This window comes from Gordonia sp. NPDC003429 (assembly GCF_053588575.1).
Genome location: NZ_JBSFQF010000002.1, coordinates 103320 through 122981 on the forward strand (window position 1 = coordinate 103320; position 19662 = coordinate 122981).

A 19662-nucleotide genomic window follows, 5' to 3' on the forward strand; every position below is an offset into this window, starting at 1 on the left:
ACCTGATCGACCGGACACCAACGGGTCGGCCCCGGCCCCGAACCATCGAGGAGATTCCCATGGCAGCAGCTCCGCAGGACCGCGAGAAGGCGCTCGACCTCGCGTTGGCGCAGATCGACAAGAATTTCGGCAAGGGCTCGGTGATGCGCCTGGGCGAGGAGAGTCGTCAACCGATCGAGGTGATCCCGACCGGCTCCATCGCCCTCGACGTCGCACTGGGCATCGGAGGTCTGCCGCGCGGCCGCGTGATCGAGATCTACGGCCCGGAGTCCTCGGGTAAGACCACCGTGGCACTGCATGCGGTCGCCAACGCGCAGGCCGCCGGCGGGATCGCCGCGTTCATCGACGCCGAGCATGCCCTCGATCCCGATTACGCCGCCAAACTCGGTGTGGACACCGACGCACTGCTCGTCTCCCAGCCGGACACCGGTGAGCAGGCACTCGAGATCGCCGACATGCTGATCCGCTCCGGCGCCCTCGACATCCTGGTCATCGACTCCGTCGCCGCGCTGGTGCCGCGCGCGGAGATCGAGGGCGAGATGGGTGACAGTCATGTGGGCCTGCAGGCTCGTCTGATGAGTCAGGCGTTGCGCAAGATGACCTCGGCGCTGAGCAATTCGAAGACCACCGCCATCTTCATCAATCAGCTGCGCGAGAAGATCGGCGTCATGTTCGGCTCCCCGGAGACCACCACCGGCGGCAAGGCGCTGAAGTTCTACTCGTCGGTGCGACTCGACGTCCGGCGCATCGAAACCCTCAAGGACGGTACCGACGCGGTCGGTAACCGCACCCGGGTCAAGGTCGTCAAGAACAAGGTCGCCCCGCCGTTCAAGCAGGCCGAATTCGACATCCTCTACGGGCAGGGCATCTCCAAGGAGGGCTCGCTCATCGACATGGGTGTGTCGGAGGGCTTCATCCGCAAGTCCGGATCGTGGTTCACCTACGAGGGCGACCAGCTCGGCCAGGGCAAGGAGAATGCCCGCAAGTTCCTGCTCGAGAACTCCGACATCCGTGACGAGATCGAGAAGAAGATCAAGGAGAAGCTCGGAATCGGTGCAGTGGTCGACGCCGACGACATCGCCCCCGCACCGGTGGAGTTCTGATCACCGCAATGAGTTCGGCCGCCGACCCCGGGGAGCCGTCGGGCCCCAGCGCCTGGGACGCCGCGCTGCGGCTCCTCGGGGTTCGCGCGCGGAGCCGCTCCGAGATGGCGCAGCGGTTGACGCGCAGGGGATTCGACGAGGACACCGTCGCCGATGTGATGGCCCGGCTCGACAAGGCTGAGCTTCTCGACGACGAGGATTTCGCCACCGAGTGGGTGCGGTCCCGGCACACGTACTCGGGTCGGGGCCGGGTCGCGTTGCGTCACGAACTCGCGGAGAAGGGCATCGACCCCGCGGTCGCCGAACGCGCCCTCGACGACGTCGACCCGGATGCCGAGCGCGCCGCCGCGGCCGCCCTCGTGGCGCGCAAGCTGACGGTTCGCGTCGTCGACGAACTCGCCAGCGCTGACCGGGTGTTGCGCGACAAGCAGTTTCGGCGTCTCGTCGGCATGCTGGTCCGCCGCGGATACCCGCAGTCGATGGCGATCGACGTCGTCACCGAGGCACTCGACTCGGCGACCCCCGACTGAGCAGGCAGACCGAGTACGACGGACGAGAGTGACCCGCCCGGTCAGGCCTTCCCGCCGAAGCGTGGCATGTTTTCCATCGCCTCCATGTCGGCTTCCTCGCCATCGGCTGTCCCGGCGCTGCTGCGGCCCTCGCGCAGCGTGCGCTCCAGCCGGGTGGCCAGGCTCGAGAGCCCGAAGTTGATCAGGATCAGGATGATCGCGATCACGATGAGGACCGGGATGTAGTTGCCGTAGCGGGCCGCCGATAGCTGGCCCATGTGGATGATCTCCGAGTAACCGATGACGTAGCCGAGCGCGGTGTCCTTGAGCGCCACCACCATCTGCGAGATCAGTGCGGGCAACATCGCCGTGATGGCCTGCGGCAGCAGGATGAGACGCATCATCTGCGTCTTGCGCAACCCGAGCGCCTTGGCGGCCTCGGTCTGCCCCGCCGGCAGCGAGTTGATACCCGAGCGCAGGATCTCGGCCATCACCGAGCCGTTGTACAGGGTGAGACCGCACACCACGGCCCCGAACGCCAACCACGACGACGGCAGCACTCCGTACTCGGCGAAGAAGAACCACAGGAACAGCATCAGGATGAGCACCGGGATGGCGCGGAACACCTCGATGAACAGCGTGGCGATGCCACGCACCCACGCATGGTCGGACAGCCGTCCGATGCCGAGCACCGAACCGAGGATCAGCGAGAGCACGATCGACACCGCGGCGGCAGCCAATGTTCGCCACAGGCCGGGCAGGATGTATCCCGTCCAGGTGCTCGCGGTGATGAACGGCTTCCACTTCTCGCCCGCGAACTGGTCGTTGCCGGCGAAGATCACCACGACGTAGGCGATGATGGCGACGATCACCGCGATGAAGACGACGGCGATGATCATGTTCCGGACGCGGGCCCGTGGACCGGGCGCGTCGTAGAGGACGGTGGCCTGGCTCATCGCTTCACCGCCAGACGTCGTGCGAGGTAGCCGAACACGGCGCCCTCCGAAAGGGTGATGATCATGAATCCGACAGCGATGACCGCGAAGATCACCAGCAATTGATCGGCGAAGGTCTCGATCTCGGTCTTCATCAGGGCCGCTGCCTCGGCGACGCCGATGACCGACGCGATCGTGGTGTTCTTGGTGAGCGCGATCAGCACGCTACCCATCGGCCCGATCGTCGACCGCAGGGCCTGCGGCAGCACGATGATGCCGAGTACCTGGTTGAACGAGAGCCCCAGCGATCGGGCCGCCTCCGCCTGACCGATCGGCACGGTGTTGAAGCCGGATCGCAGCGTTTCACACACGAACGTCGAGGTGTAGACGATGAACGCCAGCACCGCGAGCCAGAAGTTGTTCGTCTTGATGGTGGACGAGAACGTCAGACCCAGGTTCTGGTAGAGGCCCACCGCCGCGAACAACACGATCAAGGTCAGCGGGGTGTTGCGCACGATGTTCACGTACAGGGTGCCGAAGGACCGCATCACCGGGATCGGCGACACCCGCATACCCGCCAGGATCGTGCCCCAGATCAGCGAACCGATCGCCGACCAGAACGTCAATTGGATGGTCACCCAGAACGCCGGCCACAACTGTGGCCCCATGTCTTCCCAGAGTTCACTCATGATCGGTCACCTCCCTCACTGCAGGCCCGGCGGGCACGGCGTGGACGTGGAATCGAGAAAGTCCAGGTCGCCGGGTGTCGGCATGAACTTGAACTTGGAATCCGGTTGCGCCGCACGCGTTTCGATCTCGTTGACATAGCTGGCGCCGAGGTTGTCGCGCAGCGCGGTGAGCCATGCGGACGGGGCGTTGTCCGGCCCCGGTGCGAGCATCGCGTCGAGAGCCTCGTTCACCTTGTCGACCGATTCCTGATCACCCTTGGCCAGGCCGATGCCGTAACGCTCGGTGGAGAACGGCGTACCCGCCGTCTTCAGTGCGTCCTTGACGCACGCGTCCTTCAGGTAGGTCATCTCCACGAGGCGGAACTCGTTCTTCCAGAAGTTGTTGTATCCGGCCAGGATCGACTCGTCGGTGGTGAGCGCGTCCACCTTGCCGCGGCGCAGCGCCTCCACGCACGCCGAATAGGAGTCGTACTCCTGCAACTCGACATTGGGTAACTGCGCCTTGACGTTCTGGGCAGAGGTGGAGCCGGTCACCGAGCACAGCTTCTTGCCCTTGCCGAGATCGGCGAGGGCGGTGATCGACGTGTCCGACGCCCGCACCATGAGCCCCTGATAGGTGATGAGATACGGTCCGCCGAAGGACACCTTCTTCGCGCGCGCCGAGGTGATCGAGTAGGTGGCCGCGATCATGTCCACCTCGCCGTGATCGATCATCGCCTCGCGTCTGGCCGACGGTGTCTCGCGCCAGCTGATCTTCGGATGCGCCACGCCCATCGAGTCGGCGATGTGATCGACCACGTATTTCGACACGGCCGGATCGAAGCCGCTCATCGTCTGGTCGGGGTTGTAGATGCCCAATCCGGGCTGGTCGAACTTGGTGCCGAGTACCACCGAGCCACTGCGAATCGAGTCCACCAGGCTGCGCGGCTCGGAACTGCCGCATGCGGCCATCAGCGAGGCGAGAACGCCGAGCACCGCCAGCAGCAGCGCGGCCCGGGTGCGGTGACGCCGGGGGAGCGGCGTCGATGCCGTTCTTCTCGTGTGATTCATCAGTGACCCAGGATCTTTCCGAGGAAGTCGCGTGCGCGCTCGGACTGGGGGTTGTCGAAGAAGCTGTCGGGGTCGGTGTCCTCGACGATCGCGCCGTCGGCCATGAAGATCACCCGGTCGGCGGCCTTGCGGGCGAAGCCCATCTCGTGGGTGACCACCAGCATGGTCATCCCTTCCTTGGCGAGGGACACCATCACGTCGAGGACCTCGTTGACCATTTCCGGGTCGAGGGCCGAGGTGGGCTCGTCGAAGAGCATGACCTTGGGTTCCATCGCGAGCGCCCGCGCGATCGCGACGCGCTGCTGCTGGCCGCCGGACAACTGCGCCGGATACTTGTCTTTCTGGGTGGCGATCCCGACTCGTTCGAGCAGTTCGAGTGCGCGTTTCTCCGCGTCGGCCTTGTTCTTCTTGCGCACCTTCATCGGGGCGAGCGTCACGTTCTGCAGGATCGTCTTGTGCGCGAACAGATTGAACGACTGGAACACCATGCCGACGTCGGCGCGCAGATTGGCGAGATCCTTGCCCTCGGCGGGGAGGGCCTCACCGGCGATCCGGATTTCACCGGTGTCGATCGGTTCGAGTCGGTTGATGGTGCGGCACAACGTCGATTTGCCCGAACCCGATGGGCCGAGGACCACCACCACCTGGCCGGCGGGCACCTCGATGTCGATGTCCTTGAGGACGTGGAGTTCACCGAAGTGTTTCTGGACGCCTCGCATGGTGATCATCGGGGTGTCGGTCGCGGAATGCGCGGAAGAGGGTTCGCTCGCCGCCCCCGTCGGTAAATCGGTCATACGAGGCAACCTTAGTGCCGCACGGCGCTTTGTACCGGCCGAGCGCGATTTCGGCGTGGCAACAAACCACCTCGCGTCGGGCGATTTGCTTCGGCCCGTATCCTGGATCCAGTGAGTATCGAGTTGTCGGAGCGGCGTGAGCTGCCCGGATCCACCGCGACCGGACCCGCACGTGGGCGCGACGGTGAGATGTCGACGTCGCGGCGCTATGAGGTACGCACCTACGGGTGCCAGATGAACGTCCATGACTCCGAGCGGATCGCGGGACTGCTCGAGGATGCCGGTTACGTGCGTGCCGCCGACGGCGAGGACGCCGACCTCGTGGTGTTCAACACGTGCGCGGTCCGTGAGAACGCCGACAACAAGCTCTACGGCAACCTCTCGCATCTCGCCCCGGTCAAGTCGCGGCGTCCGGGTATGCAGATCGCGGTGGGCGGATGCCTGGCGCAAAAGGACAAGGACACCGTGCTGCGCAAGGCGCCGTGGGTGGACGTGGTCTTCGGCACCCACAACATCGGCTCCCTGCCCGCGCTGCTCGACCGCGCACGGCACAACGACGCCGCCCAGGTGGAGATCCTCGACTCGCTCGAGGCGTTCCCGTCGACGCTGCCGGCCAAACGCGAATCCGCCTATGCCGGTTGGGTGTCGGTGTCGGTGGGCTGCAACAACACCTGCACCTTCTGCATCGTGCCCGCGTTGCGTGGCAAGGAGGTGGATCGCCGGCCCGGTGACGTGCTCGCCGAGGTGTCCGCGCTCGTCGAGCAAGGGGTGCTGGAGGTGACGTTGCTCGGACAGAACGTGAACGCCTACGGCATGTCGTTCGCCGACCCCGCGCAACCCCGCAACCGTGGGGCCTTCGCCGATCTGTTGCGGGCCTGCGGCCGCATCGACGGACTCGAACGGGTCCGGTTCACCTCGCCGCATCCGGCCGAGTTCACCGACGACGTGATCGAGGCGATGGCACAGACCCCCAATGTGTGTCCGCAGTTGCACATGCCGTTGCAGTCGGGGTCCGACCGCATCCTGCGTGCCATGCGCCGCAGCTACCGCAGCACGAAGTTCCTCGGCATCCTCGACAAGGTGCGCGACGCGATGCCGCATGCCGCCATCACCACCGACATCATCGTCGGATTTCCCGGCGAGACCGAGGAAGACTTCGCCGCAACTCTCGACGTGGTTGCGCAGTCACGGTTTTCGAGCGCGTTCACCTTCCAGTACTCGCCGCGTCCGGGGACGCCGGCGGCCACCATGCCCGATCAGGTGCCCCCGGAGGTGGTGCGCGAGCGTTACCAGCGGCTCATCGCGCTGCAGGAGCAGATCTGTCTCGACGAGAACCGGGCGCTCATCGGCAGCGAGGTGGAGTTGCTCGTGGTGGCCGACGAGGGCCGCAAGTCCGCGCAGACACATCGTCGCACCGGCCGGGCCCGCGACGGACGTCTCGTACATTTCCGGGCCGACGAGCTCCCCGGCGGCCGCGACACCGGCAGCATCCGACCGGGCGATGTGGTGACCACCCGCATCACCGGCGCGGCGCCGCATCACCTGATGGCCGACGGTCCGGTCGCGACGCTGCGCCGCACACGGGCCGGCGACGCGCACGAACAGAGCCGGACCCCCACCACGCCGCCGGTCGGCGTCGGACTCGGAATGCCGACCGTGGGTGCGGCGCCGATGCCGGCGGCAACGGGCTGTGAATCGGGAGCATGCGGCTGACACGATCCGACGCGCGCCGGCGCCGAGCGCGGCCGCGAACTCGACGGAACAGAGAAGAGGTGCGGCCATGACCGCCGACCAACCCGACAAGCGAGCGCCCGGGAACAAGCCACCACACGAGACCGGTCGCGAGGGATCACACCCCGATGGGCCGGTGCGACCCACGTCGTCGGACATGGAAGCCGACTTCGCTCGGTACGCCGAGGATCTGCGCAAGGCCGAACGCAAGGTGGCCGGTGAGATCGATCCGGGTGCGCGCGCGGTGGTGGTCGCCGTCGCGGTGCTGGTCGCGATGATCTCGCTGGTGTTGCCGCACACCGGTTCGGCGAGCGGCCTCGAGGTGCTCACGCACGCCCCCGACTCCGTCGCCGAACGGGTGACGATCACCTCCAAGGTGTTCGTCTATCTGCTGGTGATCTTCGGCATCGGTTTCTCGATGCTCGCGTTGGTCACCCGGCGCTGGATCATCGCGTGGATCGCGCTGAGCGGCTGCGCCATCGGATGTGTGGCCGGAATGCTCGCCTGGTGGTCGCGCAACACGCCCGGAGTGGGCGGAGTGGCGCCCCCGTCGGGTGTCGGAGTGGGTCTGATCCTGGGCTGGCTGGCGCTGCTGGTGCTGACCTTCCACTGGTCGCGGGTGGTGTGGGCACGCAGCACCTACCACCTGGCGCTCGAGGAGGAACGCCGTCGGGAGGCATCCGCGCGCGACGACGCCGTCCGCGAGTTGCAGCGCAAACCGCACACCGACCGCTGATGCTCCAGACCGCTGATGTTCCAGACCGCTGGTGATCCCGGGCGTTGATGTTCCAGACCGCTGATGTTCCCGGGCGCTGACTGAAGCGGACGGGCCTCGGGCGTCAGCGGTCGGAGATGGCGCTCTGCGCCGCCTCGGCCCATTCCTGCCATTGCCTGGCCTGGTCGCGCAGCTTCTCGGCTTCCCGCGTCTTGCCGCGGTCTGCCGCCTTCTGCGCCTGCTCCTCGAGGTGGGCGGCACGGTCGGCGAACTGTGCCGCGCGCGCCTGGGCTTCTGGATCGGTGCGCTGCCACTGCGCGTCCTCGGCGTCGCGGATGCGTCGCTCGAGCGCCCGCGCCCGGTTCTCGAGGGAGTGCATCTGCTCGCGGGGTACCTTGCCGATCTCGTCCCACTTGTCCCGGAACGCGCGGAACTCCCGGCGGGCGCCGTCGAGGTCACTGGCCGGATCGATCGACCGCTCGGCCGCGGCGAGCAGCGTTTCCTTCGCGTGGGCGTTGGCGCTGAATTCGGCGTCGCGTTCGGAGGTCGCGGAGTTGCGTGCGGCGAAGAACACGTCCTGCGCGGCCTTGAATCGTTGCCACAGCGCTTCGTCGGTGTCGCGCGGCGCCCGTCCGGCCGCTTTCCATTCGCCGAGGAGTTCCCGGAACCGCGCGGACGTGGCGCCCCAGTCGGTGGACCCGGACAGCTCCTCGGCGCGCGCGATCAACTCCTCCTTGCGTGCCTTGGCGCCGGCTCGCTCGCGGTCGAGTTCGGCGAAGTGTGCGCCGCGGCGGCGGTTGAACGCGTCGCGCGCCTTGGAGTACCGCTTCCACAGCGCGTCGTCGGTCTTGCGGTCGATTCCCCGGATGGTCTTCCACTCGTCGAGGATGGCGCGGAGCCGGTCGCCCGAGGACTTCCACTGGGTGGAGTCGGCGCCGATCGTCTCGGCTTCGGCGGCGAGTTGTTCCTTGCGGGTGATCGCGGCGGCTCTGGCCTCATCGCGTTCGGCCTTGAGGGTGTCGGCCACCTCGTCGGCGTTACCGACGATGGCGGTCAGGCGGCGTTCGAGGGCGCCGACGTCGCCGATCACCGCGGCGTCGGGGAGAGCGTCGAGCAGGTGACGCGCCGCCGCCTGCGACTTACGCGGATCGCCCGACCGCGCCGAGAGCCGTTCCTCGAGGATCTCCACTTCGGTGGCCAGGTCGTCGTAGCGGCGGGAGAAGTGGGCGAGTCCGTCGTCGACCGACCCCGCCTGCCAGGAACCGATCGCCCGTTCCCCGTCGGCCGTGATTAGCCACACGGTGCCGGCCTCGTCGATGCGCCCGAACCGGTGCGGGTCGGGATGCGCGGCGGTCCTCGAGACGGGCGACCCGACCGGGGCGGTGACCGCGGGGGCGGTGGGGCGCGGGCCGGGACGAGGACCCGGACGGGGCCCCGGTTTGGGTCCGGGAGCGGGTTTCGGCGGCGGCGTCGATTCGACGGCGCTCTCCGCGGACGGCGTCTGGGCCGGGGTGTTCTCGTCGCTGGTCATGTCCTGATGCCCCTCTGAGCAGGTTTGCTGCCGCGCGCCACGGCTGCCGGTCACTTCACCCCCGGGCAGAACGCCGTCGCGCTGGCACTGCGGGTACCGAACGCGTGCGGGGGTTCCTCCGGGCACATTCATTCAAGCAGGTCAGGGACGGCGATGTGGGACCTGTGTGACATCCGGTCGCACGACGGTGGCCACGACGGCGGTGATCGACCTGTGTCGGCTAGCGTGTCAGGCGTGCTCGCGTCCGTGGTGTTCGTCCCGAGTGCTCCGCTCCTGGTGCCCGAATTGGCCGGTCCCGCAGCGCTCGACACCGTGCCGGTCCGGACGGCAACGCTGCACGCCGGAGACGGTCTCGCCGCTGCCGCCTCCCGCTGGATTGCCATCGGCGCCGCAGACCCGTCGAGCGTGCCCACATTCGGGTCGAGCGTGCCCACATTCGGGTCGAGCGTGCCCACATTCGGGTCGAGCGTGCCCACATTCGGGTCGAGCGTGCCCGCATCAGGCACTTTCGCCCGTTTCGGGGTGGACGTGCCCGTCACGCTGGCCGCCCGACCGCGAGGCGATACCGACGACGGTGGACGCCTTCCGCTGTCGATGCTGGTCGCGGGATGGCTGCGGGAGCGTTCGGGTGCGCGGTCGGTGCGTCCGGTCATCGTCGATCCCGACGCATCGCCCCCGGCCTGTATCGCGCTGGGTGAACGCCTGGCACGTGAGGTGGACGACGCGGACGAGCCGATCGGAGTTCTCGTCGTCGCCGACGGCGCGACTGCGCTGAGCCCCACCGCCCCGGGTGGTGGTCGCCGGGAGACGGCCGTCGACCTGCAGCAGCGGATCGTCGACGCGATCGGCACCGGCGATGTTTCGGCGCTGGGTGATCTGTCGACGGTTGAATGCCGCACCGAGGGGGCGGCGGGCCGGGCCGCGTGGCAGGTGAGCGCCGGCCTGGTGGGGGACCGGGCGATGGATGTGCGACTGCTCTTCGCCGACGCACCTTTCGGCGTCGGCTACGTGGTGGCGTCCTGGCAACCCGTGACGACGAGTGCCGGGGCGCCATGACTGCCGCCGGCGCTCCCCGGCCTGCGCGCGAGCGGCCCACTCCCGTTGCGGTGGTCGGACCCACCGCGACCGGGAAGTCCGATCTCGCCCTCGACCTCGCCGCACACCTCGACGGTGAGATCGTGAACATCGACGCGATGCAGCAGTACCGCGGCATGGACATCGGCACCGCCAAACTCCCACCGTCGCAACGCCGCGGGATCCCGCATCACCAGATCGACGTACTCGACGTGACCGAGATCGCGACGGTGGCCCGGTACCAGGAAGCGGCGACCACCGACATCGAGACGCTGCTCGCCGCGGGCCGCACCCCGGTCATCGTCGGGGGCTCGATGATGTACATCCAGGGCCTGCTCGACGACTGGCGTTTCCCCGCAACCGATCCCGAGGTACGCGTCCGCTACGAGGCGTTGCTCGCCGAGGAGGGCGTGGCCGCGATGCATCGGCGTCTCGCCGAGGTCGACCCGGCTGCCGCGGCGTCGATCCTGGACACCGACGGCCGCCGCATCGTGCGGGCCCTCGAGGTGGTGGAACTGACGGGCGCACCGTTTGCCGCCTCGGCGCCGCAGATCGGGGAGCCGCGGTGGGGTACCCGGATCCTCGCGCTCGACCGGGACACCGCAGAACTCGACGACCGGATTCGTCGGCGCACCGCGGCGATGTTCGCCGGCGGCCTGATCGACGAGGTGCGTGCACTCGTCGACGCCGGGCTGCGTTCGGGCGTCACGGCGCGCCGCGCCATCGGCTACGCCCAGGTGCTCGCGGTGCTCGGCGGGGAACTCGATGTGGCGACTGCCGAGGAACTCACCTTCATCGGCACCCGGCGCTACGTGCGTCGCCAGCGGTCCTGGTTCCGGCGCGACCACCGGATCGTGTGGCTCGACGCCGGCGCTCCGGCACTGCTCGACGCCGCGCTGCACGTCGTCGACGAGTGAGCCGCCGGGGTCTGTGCGTGCCGTGGGGGTCTGTGTGTGACGCAGTAGGCTGGTCGGGTGACTGCGATCGGTGAGACGCTCGACTTCGTCAAGGGGCATGGCACCCAGAACGACTTCGTGATCCTCACCGACCCGGCAGCGGAGATCGAGTTGACCGCGGACGCGGTGAGCGTCATCTGCGATCGGCAACGCGGTGTCGGCGCCGATGGGCTGCTCCGGGTCGCCCGCTCGGCCGCCCTGGTCGCGGCCGGAGTTCTCGACACCTTGCCCGCCGGGGTGGCTCCCGACGACTGGTTCATGGACTATCGCAACGCCGACGGCTCCATTGCCGAGATGTGCGGCAACGGGGTGCGGGTGTTCGCCCACCATCTGCGCGCCATCGAGCTTGTCGGCCGTGACGAATTCACCGTCGGGTCCCGTGCCGGTGCCCGTCCGGTGGTGGTGCACTCCTTCGACGCCGTGCACGCCGACGTGAGCGTCCGGATGGGACCGGCCGCCCTCGGCGACGAGGCCACCGTCCGCATCGGCGACGACCTCTATCGCGGCGTCGCGGTGGACGTGGGCAACCCGCACCTGGCCTGCGTCGTGCCAGAACTGACGGCCGCCGACCTGGGTGCGGTCGATTTCACCACCGGCGTCACTCTCGAGGAGGGCGCGTTTCCCGATGGCGCGAACGTGGAACTCCTGACTCCACCCGAACTACGCGATGGCGAGCGCTTCGCGGCGCGGATGCGGGTGTTCGAACGCGGTGTCGGCGAGACGCGCAGCTGCGGCACCGGGCTGGTGGCGGCCGGCGCGGCCGCACTCGACGCGCTGGGCCGCGATACCGGTGAACTCGTCATCGACGTGCCCGGCGGCCGGGTCGAGGTGCGGATCGTCGACGGCGACTCCTGGTTGCGTGGACCCTCGGCTCTCGTCGCCGACGGACGGTTTCGGCCCGGGTGGAACCGCCCCGACTGAAATCCAGGTGCTCGATCGGCACCGGGCGTGTCACCATGGATGGTGTATGACCGAATCATCAGCACAGGTACATGACCTGCCAGACAACCATCCCATCGATCTGTCCGACGATCTGATCGAGATCCCCGAGGATCGGGCATCCACCCCCACCCCCACCATCGGTGACCTCGAGCTCTCGGATCGTGCGTCGCTGCAACGCGTGGCCGGGCTCTCCACCGAACTCACCGACGTCACCGAGGTCGAGTACCGCCAACTGCGACTCGAACGGGTGGTCCTCGTCGGCGTGTGGACCGAGGGCACCGCCGCCCAGGCACGGGCCAACATGGCCGAACTCGCCGCGCTCGCCGAGACCGCCGGCTCGGCGGTACTCGACGCGGTGATCCAGCGTCGGTCGACGCCCGACCCCGCCACCTACATCGGCTCGGGCAAGGCCGCCGAACTGCGCGAGGTGGTGCTCGCCACCGGCGCGGACACCGTGATCTGCGACGGTGAACTCACCCCCGCGCAGCTCACCGCCCTGGAGAAGGTCGTCAAGGTCAAGGTGATCGACCGCACCGCGCTGATCCTCGACATCTTCGCCCAGCACGCGAGTTCCCGGGAGGGCAAGGCGCAGGTGGCGCTGGCCCAGATGGAGTACATGCTGCCGCGACTGCGCGGCTGGGGCGAGTCGATGTCCCGGCAGGCGGGCGGTCGCGCCGGCAGCAACGGCGGTGTTGGTCTGCGCGGACCCGGCGAGACGAAGATCGAAACCGACCGTCGGCGCATCCGCGAGCGTATGGCGAAGCTGCGGCGCGAGATCCGCGGCATGCGGACCGCGCGCGTCACCAAACGCGCCGCCCGCACCCGCGGTCCGGTGCCGCGGATCACCGTGGCCGGTTACACCAACGCCGGAAAGTCCAGCCTGGTCAACGCCATGACCGGCTCGGGTGTGCTGGTGCAGGATGCGCTGTTCGCCACGCTGGACCCCACCACGCGTCGTGCCACCCTCGACGATGGGCGTGAGGTGGTGTTCACCGACACCGTCGGCTTCGTCCGGCACCTGCCGACCCAGCTGGTCGAGGCATTCCGATCCACCCTCGAGGAGGTCGTCGACGCCGACCTCGTGCTGCACGTCGTCGACGGTTCCGATCCGTTCCCGATGGAGCAGATCGCTGCGGTGCGGCGGGTGATCAACGAGGTGGTCGCCGACGAGGGGGTGCCCGCGCCGCCGGAGATGTTGGTGATCAACAAGATCGATGCCGTCGACGCCACCCGGCTCACCGAGTTGCGGGGGGCACTCGACGGAGCGGTGTTCGTCTCGGCCCGCACCGGTGAGGGCCTGCCGGAACTGTTCGACCGGGTGCGCGAGTTCATCGGGCGCACCGACGTCGAACTGACCGTGGACATTCCCTTCACCCGCGGTGATCTGGTGTCGCGCATTCACCGGGAGGGCGAGGTGCTCTCGGCCGACCATGGCGCCGACGGCACCCGGATGCGGGTGCGGGTGCCCGCCGCGTTCGCCGGAGAACTCGCCGGGCTCACCGTGTCCTGACGTATCGATACGCACGAACGGCCCGGCGCATCTGCGCCGGGCCGTTCGTTGTCGGGATGCTACTCGGCGTCGAGGTCGGCCTCGACCAGCTTGGCGATCGCGTCGAGCGCCGCCTGGTCGTCCGAGGCGACCACCACGCTGGCGCCCTTCTCGGCGCCCAGGGTCATGATCATCAGGGCCGACCCGGCGTCCACCGGTTCACCCCCTTCGAGTCCGATGGTGACCGGCGTGCCGGCATCGGCAACGGCCTCGGCGATGATCGTGGCGGGCCTGGCGTGGAGGCCGACGGCGGAGCCGACGACGACGGTGGTGCTGGGCATGATGTTCTCCTTCGACTATCGGGGTTGGTTGCTCAGGCTGGGACGGTTTCGAGTTCCGGTGCGCTCTGGGTGGCCGCGGCACGGACGTGCTTCCACTCCTTGGCCACCACCACCAGGAATGCCGCGAGCACCGTTCCGGCGACCAGGGCCACCAGGAACAGGTACCAGTGGTTCATGGTGAAGAACACGAAGATTCCTCCGTGCGGTGCGTACTGGGTGACGCCGAAGGCCATGATCAGGGCTCCGGCCAGTGCGCCGCCGGCCATCATCGACGGGATGACGCGCAGGGGGTCCTTCGCGGCGAACGGGATGGCGCCCTCGGAGATGAACGACGCCCCCAAAAGCCATGCGGCCTTACCGTTCTCGCGTTCGGGTTCGGTGAACAGCGCGGGACGCACCACGGTGGCCAGTGCCATGGCCAGCGGAGGCACCATTCCGGCGCACATCACCGCAGCCATGATCTCCAATTGCGCGGTGCCGCCGATGTCGAGCCCGGCAGTGGCGAACAGGTAGGCGGCCTTGTTGACCGGTCCGCCCAGATCGAAGCACATCATGAGGCCGAGAGCCACGCCCAGTGCGATCGCCGAACCGCCACTCATGCCCTTGAGGGCGTCGGTCATCTCGGTGGTCACCCAGGCCAGCGGGCGGCCCAGGAGCATGAACATCAGGCAGCCGATGACGAGGCTGCCCAGCAGCGGAATGATGATCACGGGCTGCAGGCCACGTGCCCATTGCGGCAAGGGGATTCGTGAGATCCAGAGGCACACCACACCGGCGATGAGGCCACCGACCAGGCCGCCGATGAAGCTGGCGCCCACCGCGACGGAGACCAGTCCGGCGACGAAGCCCGGTGCGATCCCGGGTCGGTCGGCGATCGCGAAGGAGATGTACCCGGCGAGTACCGGCACGAGCATCGTCATGGCGAGCGAACCAATCGCGAACAACACCGCGCCGATGTACTGCCCGAGACCGCCCGAGGGCAGGTCCCAGAGGGAGTTGTGGAGGGCGATGTACGCGCCATTCGATATCGACTGGCCGGGTTCGATGTCCTTGTTGGCGATCTTGTACGTGCCGAGGAACGGCAGGAATGCAAGCGCCATCAGCAGGCCGCCGGCAGCGACGAACGGGATCATGTAGCTGACACCGGTCATCAGTGCCTGCTGCAGCTGCTTGCCGAGGCTCAGGCCGCCGCCGTGGGATGCGCCCTCGGCGTCGGGGGACGCGTCGTCGGCACCGCCCTCGACGCGTGCCGCGCGCGGATCGTGTGCCGCGCTCACCGCTTCGGCGATCATGGCATCGGGATCGTTGATGGCACGTTTGACGCCCGAACTGATCACCGGTTTGCCGTGGAAGCGGCTCTTGTCCTTCACGCCCACGTCGGTGGCGAAGATGACCGCGTCGGCACCGGCGATCACGTCGGGCGCGAACGGCGTGGTGCCCGACGAGCCCTGCGTCTCGACGTGGAAGTCGATACCGGCCCGCTCGGCGGCGTACTTGAGTGCGTCGGCGGCCATGTAGGTGTGCGCGATACCGGTGGGGCAGGCGGTGATCGCCACGATCGACGGTCGCTTCGCACCGTCGGTGGTCGTCGACGACGTCGCCGCGGGGGCTGCTGTCGACGCTGATCCGGCCGATGCGGCTGCGGCAGGTGCGGCAGCGGGTGTGCTGGGCGCGGGGTTGATCGCCTCGTTCACCAGTTCCACCACGCGGCTGTCGGTCGGTGCCGCACGAAGTGCGGCCACGAAATCGGGGCGGACGAGAGCGCGGGCCAGGGAGCTGAGCAGCTTCATGTGCTCGCTGGCTCCGCCGGCGGGTGCGGCGATGAGGAAGACGAGGTCGGCGGGGCCGTCGGGGGCCCCGAAATCGACCTTGCGTGACAGACGCGCCATCGCGAGGCTGGCCTCGGTCACCGATGCGGCGCGCGCGTGGGGGATGGCGATGCCGCCGGGCAGGCCGGTCGCCGACTTCGCTTCGCGGGCCAGCGCTGCGCGGGCGAGTTCGGAGGGATCGGTGGTGCGTCCCGCCTGACCGAGTTCGTCGGCCAGGAAGGTGATCACCGCGGCCGGGTCGTCGCCGGCGTCGACGTCGAGATTCACCGTGTCGACGGTGATGATCTGGTCGGACATGACTTTCCTTTACTGATGGGGTGGATGTGCGGCGTTCTCGCCGAAGGTGGTGGGTGACCGTCTGGTCGGTCCGGTGAAGGACCCGGGAGCCGGATGTACCGGCCGCTTCGTCGTCGGAGCGTGTCGGTGGGTGTCAACTGATCGGGGCGGCTCCTGCGAGGTCGGTGACCGTGACGCCGTCGAGGTCGAGATGGTCGGGTCGGGGTGGTTGTGTTCCGGGGAGTGCGGCAGCGGCGGCCCCGTTGGCCACCGCCCAGCGCAGCCGGTCGGGTTCGTCGAGCCCTCGCGATTCGGCGATGAGGTAACCGGCCAGCGACGCGTCCCCGGCGCCGACGGTGCTGCGCGGGACGATCGGTGGCGGGGTGGCGAACCAGCTTCCCGACGGCGTGGTCAGGACGGCGCCGGTGGCGCCGAGGGTGGCGAGAACGGCACCGCCGGTGGTGCCGATGAGGTGCGCGGAGGCCGCCACGATGGGTCCGAGGTCGCCGCCGGCCACCGCGGCAGCGAACACGGCCGGATCGGCACCGCATACCTCGGCGAGTTCTTCGTCGTTGGGTTTGACGAGGTCGACGCGGCCGGTGACCGCGTCGACCAGCGGTGGACCCGAGGTGTCGATCGCCACGCGGCAGTCGAGTCCGACGAGACGATCGGCGACCGTCCGATACCAGTCGGTGGGTACGCCGGGAGGCAGCGATCCGCACAGCGTGACCCAGCCGGCACCATCTGCGAGATCGAGGATGAGGTCGGTGAGCATCCGCAGTCGCGCGCTGTCGAGCGGCTGACCCGAGGCGTTGATCTTGGTGGTGGTGCCGTCGCGTTCGGCGATGGTGATGTTGGACCGCACCTCGCCGGCGACCGGAACGGTGCGGTACGACAGGCCCACGTCGTCGAGTGCGGCGAGCAGTGGATCGGTGTCCGAGGCGGGCAGGATCGCGGTGGTGGCGATTCCGGCCTCGGCGATCACCCGGGCAACGTTGACACCCTTCCCGCCGGGCTCGGCGCGGACGCCGACCGCGCGCTGCACCTCGCCGCGCAGCAGCGGCCCGGAGATCTCGAGGGTGCGATCGAGGCTGGGATTGGCGGTGACGGTGAGGATCATGCGATCACGACCTCGATGCCGCGCGCGGAGAGCGCCGCGGAGAACTCCGGATCGATCGCGTCGTCGGTGACGAGCACATCGACGTCCTCGAGGTCGGCGAACGAGCTCAGGTCCTCGCGATTCATCTTGGATGAGTCGGCGAGCACGATCACCCGTTGTGCCGCCTTGACGATGGCTGCCTTCACCGCGGCCTCGTCGGGGTCGGGGGTGGACAGGCCGTGCGCTTCGCTGATTCCGTTGGTGCCGACGAAGGCGGTGGAGACGCGCAGTTTGCCGAGTGCGGCGACGGTGTCGGCGCCCACCGCGGCCTGGGTGAGACCGCGGACCCGGCCGCCGATCATCTGCAGGGTGCATCGGCCGTACGCGGTCAGCACGGCGCCGAGTTGGAGGCTGGTGGTCACCAGCGTGAGGCGGCGATCGTGCGGCAACAGCTGCGCGGTTCGATGGGTGGTGGTGCCCGCATCGAAGATCACCGATCCGCCGTCGGGGGGCAGGAAGCGAATGGCTGCCCGGGCGATCGCCTCCTTCTGCGTGGTGTGCGAGCTTTCGCGTTCGTCGATGCCCTGCTCGTCGATCACTGTGACCAGCCCGGGCCGTACCGCACCGCCGTGCACCCGCTGGAGCAGTCCGGCGCGTTCGAGGGCGGCCAGATCGCGGCGAACGGTTTCGCTGGTGACGTCGAAATGGGATGCGAGAGCCGTCACCGACGCGCGCCCGTGGGTGAGGACCTGTTCGGTGATCGCCTGTTGTCGTTCCTCGGCGTACACACTGTCTCCGATCTGAGCTCCAGCGCCGGCAAGTCCGGCGGTCTGTGACTATGTGTGGCTTTCGATGTTCCTATCTGTTTGTTTACGCCCGTTTGTGTTGACAAGTCAAGAGTTCTGAGTAACTTCGATCACATGAGCACAGTTACCGAACTGACGGGCACACCAGTTGTGGCCGGCTTCGCATATGGACCGGCCGTCTGGCCGGGACGTCGGCCGGCACACGATCCGGCACATCTGGGTGCCGACGAACTGATCACCGAGGATGACCGCGAGGTGGAGGCCAAACGACTCTCCGACGCTGCGGGCGCGGTGGCGTCGCGACTGCGTGAGCGCGCCTCCCACAGTTCCGGGGCGGCCGCCGAGGTCCTCGTCGCGACGGCGGGCCTCGCCGAGGATCGTGGATGGATTCAGGCAGCCACCACACTCGTCGGGCAGGGGACGCCCGCGCCGGCCGCAGCGGCCGCGGCCACCGACCAGTTTGCGCAGTTGTTCGCCAAGCTCGGTGGCCTCATGGCCGAACGCATCACCGACCTCAACGACGTCCGGGACCGGATCATCGCCGAACTACTCGGCGAGCCGGAACCCGGTGTGCCGGAACCGGCGGAGCCGTCGGTGTTGCTGGCCGACGACCTGGCACCCGCCGACACGGCCGGTCTCGATCCCGCGCTGATCACCGCGCTGGTCACGCGACTGGGCGGACCCACCAGCCACACCGCGATCATCGCCCGTCAACTGGGCATACCCTGCGTGGTGGCGGTAGCGGGGCTCACCGGGATCGACGGCGGCACACCGGTACTCGTTGACGGCGCGTCGGGGTCGCTGATCGTCGCACCCGACCCGGAGGTGGCCGCCGCGGCGGTGCAGCGCAGTCGGGCCGACGCCGCGCAGGTCGCGGCATGGCGCGGACCGGGATGCACCGCCGACGGTCATCCGGTGCCGATCCTGGCGAATGTGGCCGACGGTGCGTCGGCGCGCGCGGCCACCGGGCATCCCGTCGAGGGTGTTGGCTTGTTCCGCACCGAACTCGCATTTCTCGACCGTGCCGACGCGCCGACGGTCGACGAACAGACCAGGCTCTACCGGGATGTGATCGAGGCGTTCGAGGGACGCAAAGTGGTGATCCGGACGCTCGACGCCGGATCGGACAAACCGCTGAAGTTCATCACGCATGCCCACGAAGCCAATCCGGCACTCGGCGTGCGTGGCGACCGCATCGCGATCGAGCATCCGGAGATCCTCGAGACACAACTCGAGGCGATCGCGCGTGCCGGCCGCGAGTCGGAGTCGGCGCCGTGGGTGATGGCACCGATGATCGCGACTGTGGCCGAGGCGGCCGCATTCGCCGCCAAGGTGCGTGCGCACGGCCTCACGGCGGGCGTGATGATCGAGGTCCCGGCCGCCGCGATCCTGGCGCCCGCCATCCTCGCGGAGGTCGACTTCGTGTCGATCGGCACCAACGACCTCACCCAGTACACGATGGCGGCCGATCGGATGTCGGCCGAACTCGCCGAACTCACCGATCCGTGGCAGCCGGCGGTCCTTCACCTGATCGCGCAGGTGGCGCAGGCGGGCGCGGCGAGCGGCAAGCCGGTAGGGGTGTGCGGCGAGGCCGCTGCCGATCCGGCGCTGGCCTGCGTCCTCGTCGGCCTGGGCGTGACCTCGCTGTCGGCGGCACCCGCTGCGGCTGCCGCGGTGGGTGCGCGGCTCGCCGGGGTCGGTCTCGATCGCTGCCGAGCAGCGGCGACGGCAGCGTTGGCCGCGACATCACCCGCGCAGGCTCGCGCCGCGGCCGCCGACCAACTCGGCTGAAC

Annotated in this window: 18 protein-coding genes; 9 read left to right on the forward strand and 9 right to left on the reverse strand. The window is 68.6% G+C overall.

Annotated elements, in window-relative coordinates:
* Positions 1 to 59: 59 nt before the first annotated feature.
* Both recA and ACWDSI_RS04175 read left to right on the forward strand, forming a co-directional pair.
* On the forward strand, positions 60 to 1103 hold the full coding sequence (gene recA, locus ACWDSI_RS04170; RefSeq protein ID WP_449748324.1) for a recombinase RecA: 1044 nt from the start codon (positions 60 to 62) through the stop codon (positions 1101 to 1103).
* Between the two features lie 8 nt (positions 1104 to 1111).
* Complete coding sequence (locus ACWDSI_RS04175; protein ID WP_449748323.1) at positions 1112 to 1633, forward strand: regulatory protein RecX; 522 nt, start codon at positions 1112 to 1114, stop codon at positions 1631 to 1633.
* Positions 1634 to 1674: 41 nt separating this feature from the next.
* On the opposite strand, the gene ACWDSI_RS04180 is transcribed toward ACWDSI_RS04175, so the two are convergent.
* From ACWDSI_RS04180 to gluA, 4 genes are read right to left on the reverse strand one after another with little or no spacing between them, the layout of a single operon-like run.
* Positions 1675 to 2568, reverse strand: a complete 894-nt coding sequence (locus tag ACWDSI_RS04180; protein WP_449748322.1) for an amino acid ABC transporter permease — start codon at positions 2566 to 2568, stop codon at positions 1675 to 1677.
* Positions 2565 to 3236, reverse strand: coding sequence for an amino acid ABC transporter permease (locus ACWDSI_RS04185; RefSeq protein ID WP_449748321.1), 672 nt, complete (start codon positions 3234 to 3236; stop codon positions 2565 to 2567). Before ACWDSI_RS04185 ends, ACWDSI_RS04180 begins: the two co-directional genes overlap by 4 nt.
* Positions 3237 to 3251: 15 nt before the next feature.
* Entirely contained in the window at positions 3252 to 4286 is a 1035-nt protein-coding gene (locus ACWDSI_RS04190; protein WP_449748320.1) for a glutamate ABC transporter substrate-binding protein, read from the reverse strand.
* The gene (gene gluA / locus ACWDSI_RS04195; RefSeq protein WP_449748358.1) at positions 4286 to 5014 is read right to left on the reverse strand and encodes a glutamate ABC transporter ATP-binding protein GluA; all 729 of its coding nucleotides are present in this window, start codon (positions 5012 to 5014) and stop codon (positions 4286 to 4288) included. The genes ACWDSI_RS04190 and gluA overlap by 1 nt, the downstream gene beginning before the upstream one ends.
* A gap of 177 nt (positions 5015 to 5191) precedes the next feature.
* Here gluA and miaB point away from each other — a divergent pair, with 177 nt between their 5' ends.
* Positions 5192 to 6793, forward strand: a complete 1602-nt coding sequence (gene miaB, locus ACWDSI_RS04200) for a tRNA (N6-isopentenyl adenosine(37)-C2)-methylthiotransferase MiaB (RefSeq protein WP_449748319.1) — start codon at positions 5192 to 5194, stop codon at positions 6791 to 6793.
* Positions 6794 to 6860: 67 nt separating this feature from the next.
* Positions 6861 to 7547 (forward strand): Rv2732c family membrane protein, encoded by a 687-nt coding sequence (locus ACWDSI_RS04205; RefSeq protein WP_449755765.1) that lies wholly within the window; start codon positions 6861 to 6863, stop codon positions 7545 to 7547.
* Positions 7548 to 7650: 103 nt separating this feature from the next.
* Here ACWDSI_RS04205 and ACWDSI_RS04210 read toward each other — a convergent pair whose 3' ends face one another.
* The gene (locus ACWDSI_RS04210; protein ID WP_449748317.1) at positions 7651 to 9057 is read right to left on the reverse strand and encodes a DUF349 domain-containing protein; all 1407 of its coding nucleotides are present in this window, start codon (positions 9055 to 9057) and stop codon (positions 7651 to 7653) included.
* Between the two features lie 234 nt (positions 9058 to 9291).
* Between ACWDSI_RS04210 and ACWDSI_RS04215 the strand changes: the two genes are divergently transcribed.
* Genes ACWDSI_RS04215 through hflX form a run of 4 tightly spaced genes read left to right on the forward strand, consistent with a single transcriptional unit; the run spans position 9292 to position 13539 of the window.
* Positions 9292 to 10113 carry a hypothetical protein gene (locus ACWDSI_RS04215; protein ID WP_449755766.1) on the forward strand — a complete coding sequence of 274 codons (822 nt, stop codon included), beginning with the start codon at positions 9292 to 9294 and terminating at the stop codon, positions 10111 to 10113.
* Positions 10110 to 11048, forward strand: a complete 939-nt coding sequence (miaA, locus tag ACWDSI_RS04220) for a tRNA (adenosine(37)-N6)-dimethylallyltransferase MiaA (RefSeq protein ID WP_449748315.1) — start codon at positions 10110 to 10112, stop codon at positions 11046 to 11048. The genes ACWDSI_RS04215 and miaA overlap by 4 nt, the downstream gene beginning before the upstream one ends.
* A 57-nt stretch (positions 11049 to 11105) precedes the next feature.
* Positions 11106 to 12008: a diaminopimelate epimerase gene (gene dapF, locus ACWDSI_RS04225; protein WP_449755767.1), complete on the forward strand. Its 903-nt coding sequence runs from the start codon at positions 11106 to 11108 to the stop codon at positions 12006 to 12008.
* 46 nt (positions 12009 to 12054) lie between these two features.
* A complete protein-coding gene (gene hflX, locus ACWDSI_RS04230) occupies positions 12055 to 13539 on the forward strand; it encodes a GTPase HflX (protein ID WP_449748313.1) in 1485 nt (494 codons plus the stop codon).
* 59 nt (positions 13540 to 13598) lie between these two features.
* Here the strand turns inward: hflX and ACWDSI_RS04235 are convergent, their stop codons facing one another.
* The 4 genes from ACWDSI_RS04235 to ACWDSI_RS04250 all read right to left on the reverse strand — a co-directional run bounded on the left by ACWDSI_RS04235 (position 13599) and on the right by ACWDSI_RS04250 (position 17851).
* Positions 13599 to 13859: an HPr family phosphocarrier protein gene (locus tag ACWDSI_RS04235; RefSeq protein WP_449748312.1), complete on the reverse strand. Its 261-nt coding sequence runs from the start codon at positions 13857 to 13859 to the stop codon at positions 13599 to 13601.
* Positions 13860 to 13891: 32 nt separating this feature from the next.
* Positions 13892 to 15985: a PTS fructose transporter subunit IIABC gene (locus tag ACWDSI_RS04240; protein WP_449748311.1), complete on the reverse strand. Its 2094-nt coding sequence runs from the start codon at positions 15983 to 15985 to the stop codon at positions 13892 to 13894.
* Between the two features lie 133 nt (positions 15986 to 16118).
* The gene (locus ACWDSI_RS04245; protein ID WP_449748310.1) at positions 16119 to 17084 is read right to left on the reverse strand and encodes a 1-phosphofructokinase family hexose kinase; all 966 of its coding nucleotides are present in this window, start codon (positions 17082 to 17084) and stop codon (positions 16119 to 16121) included.
* Complete coding sequence (locus ACWDSI_RS04250; protein ID WP_449748309.1) at positions 17081 to 17851, reverse strand: DeoR/GlpR family DNA-binding transcription regulator; 771 nt, start codon at positions 17849 to 17851, stop codon at positions 17081 to 17083. The genes ACWDSI_RS04245 and ACWDSI_RS04250 overlap by 4 nt, the downstream gene beginning before the upstream one ends.
* 132 nt (positions 17852 to 17983) lie before the next feature.
* Between ACWDSI_RS04250 and ptsP the strand changes: the two genes are divergently transcribed.
* On the forward strand, positions 17984 to 19660 hold the full coding sequence (ptsP, locus tag ACWDSI_RS04255; RefSeq protein WP_449748308.1) for a phosphoenolpyruvate--protein phosphotransferase: 1677 nt from the start codon (positions 17984 to 17986) through the stop codon (positions 19658 to 19660).
* Positions 19661 to 19662: the final 2 nt, after the last annotated feature.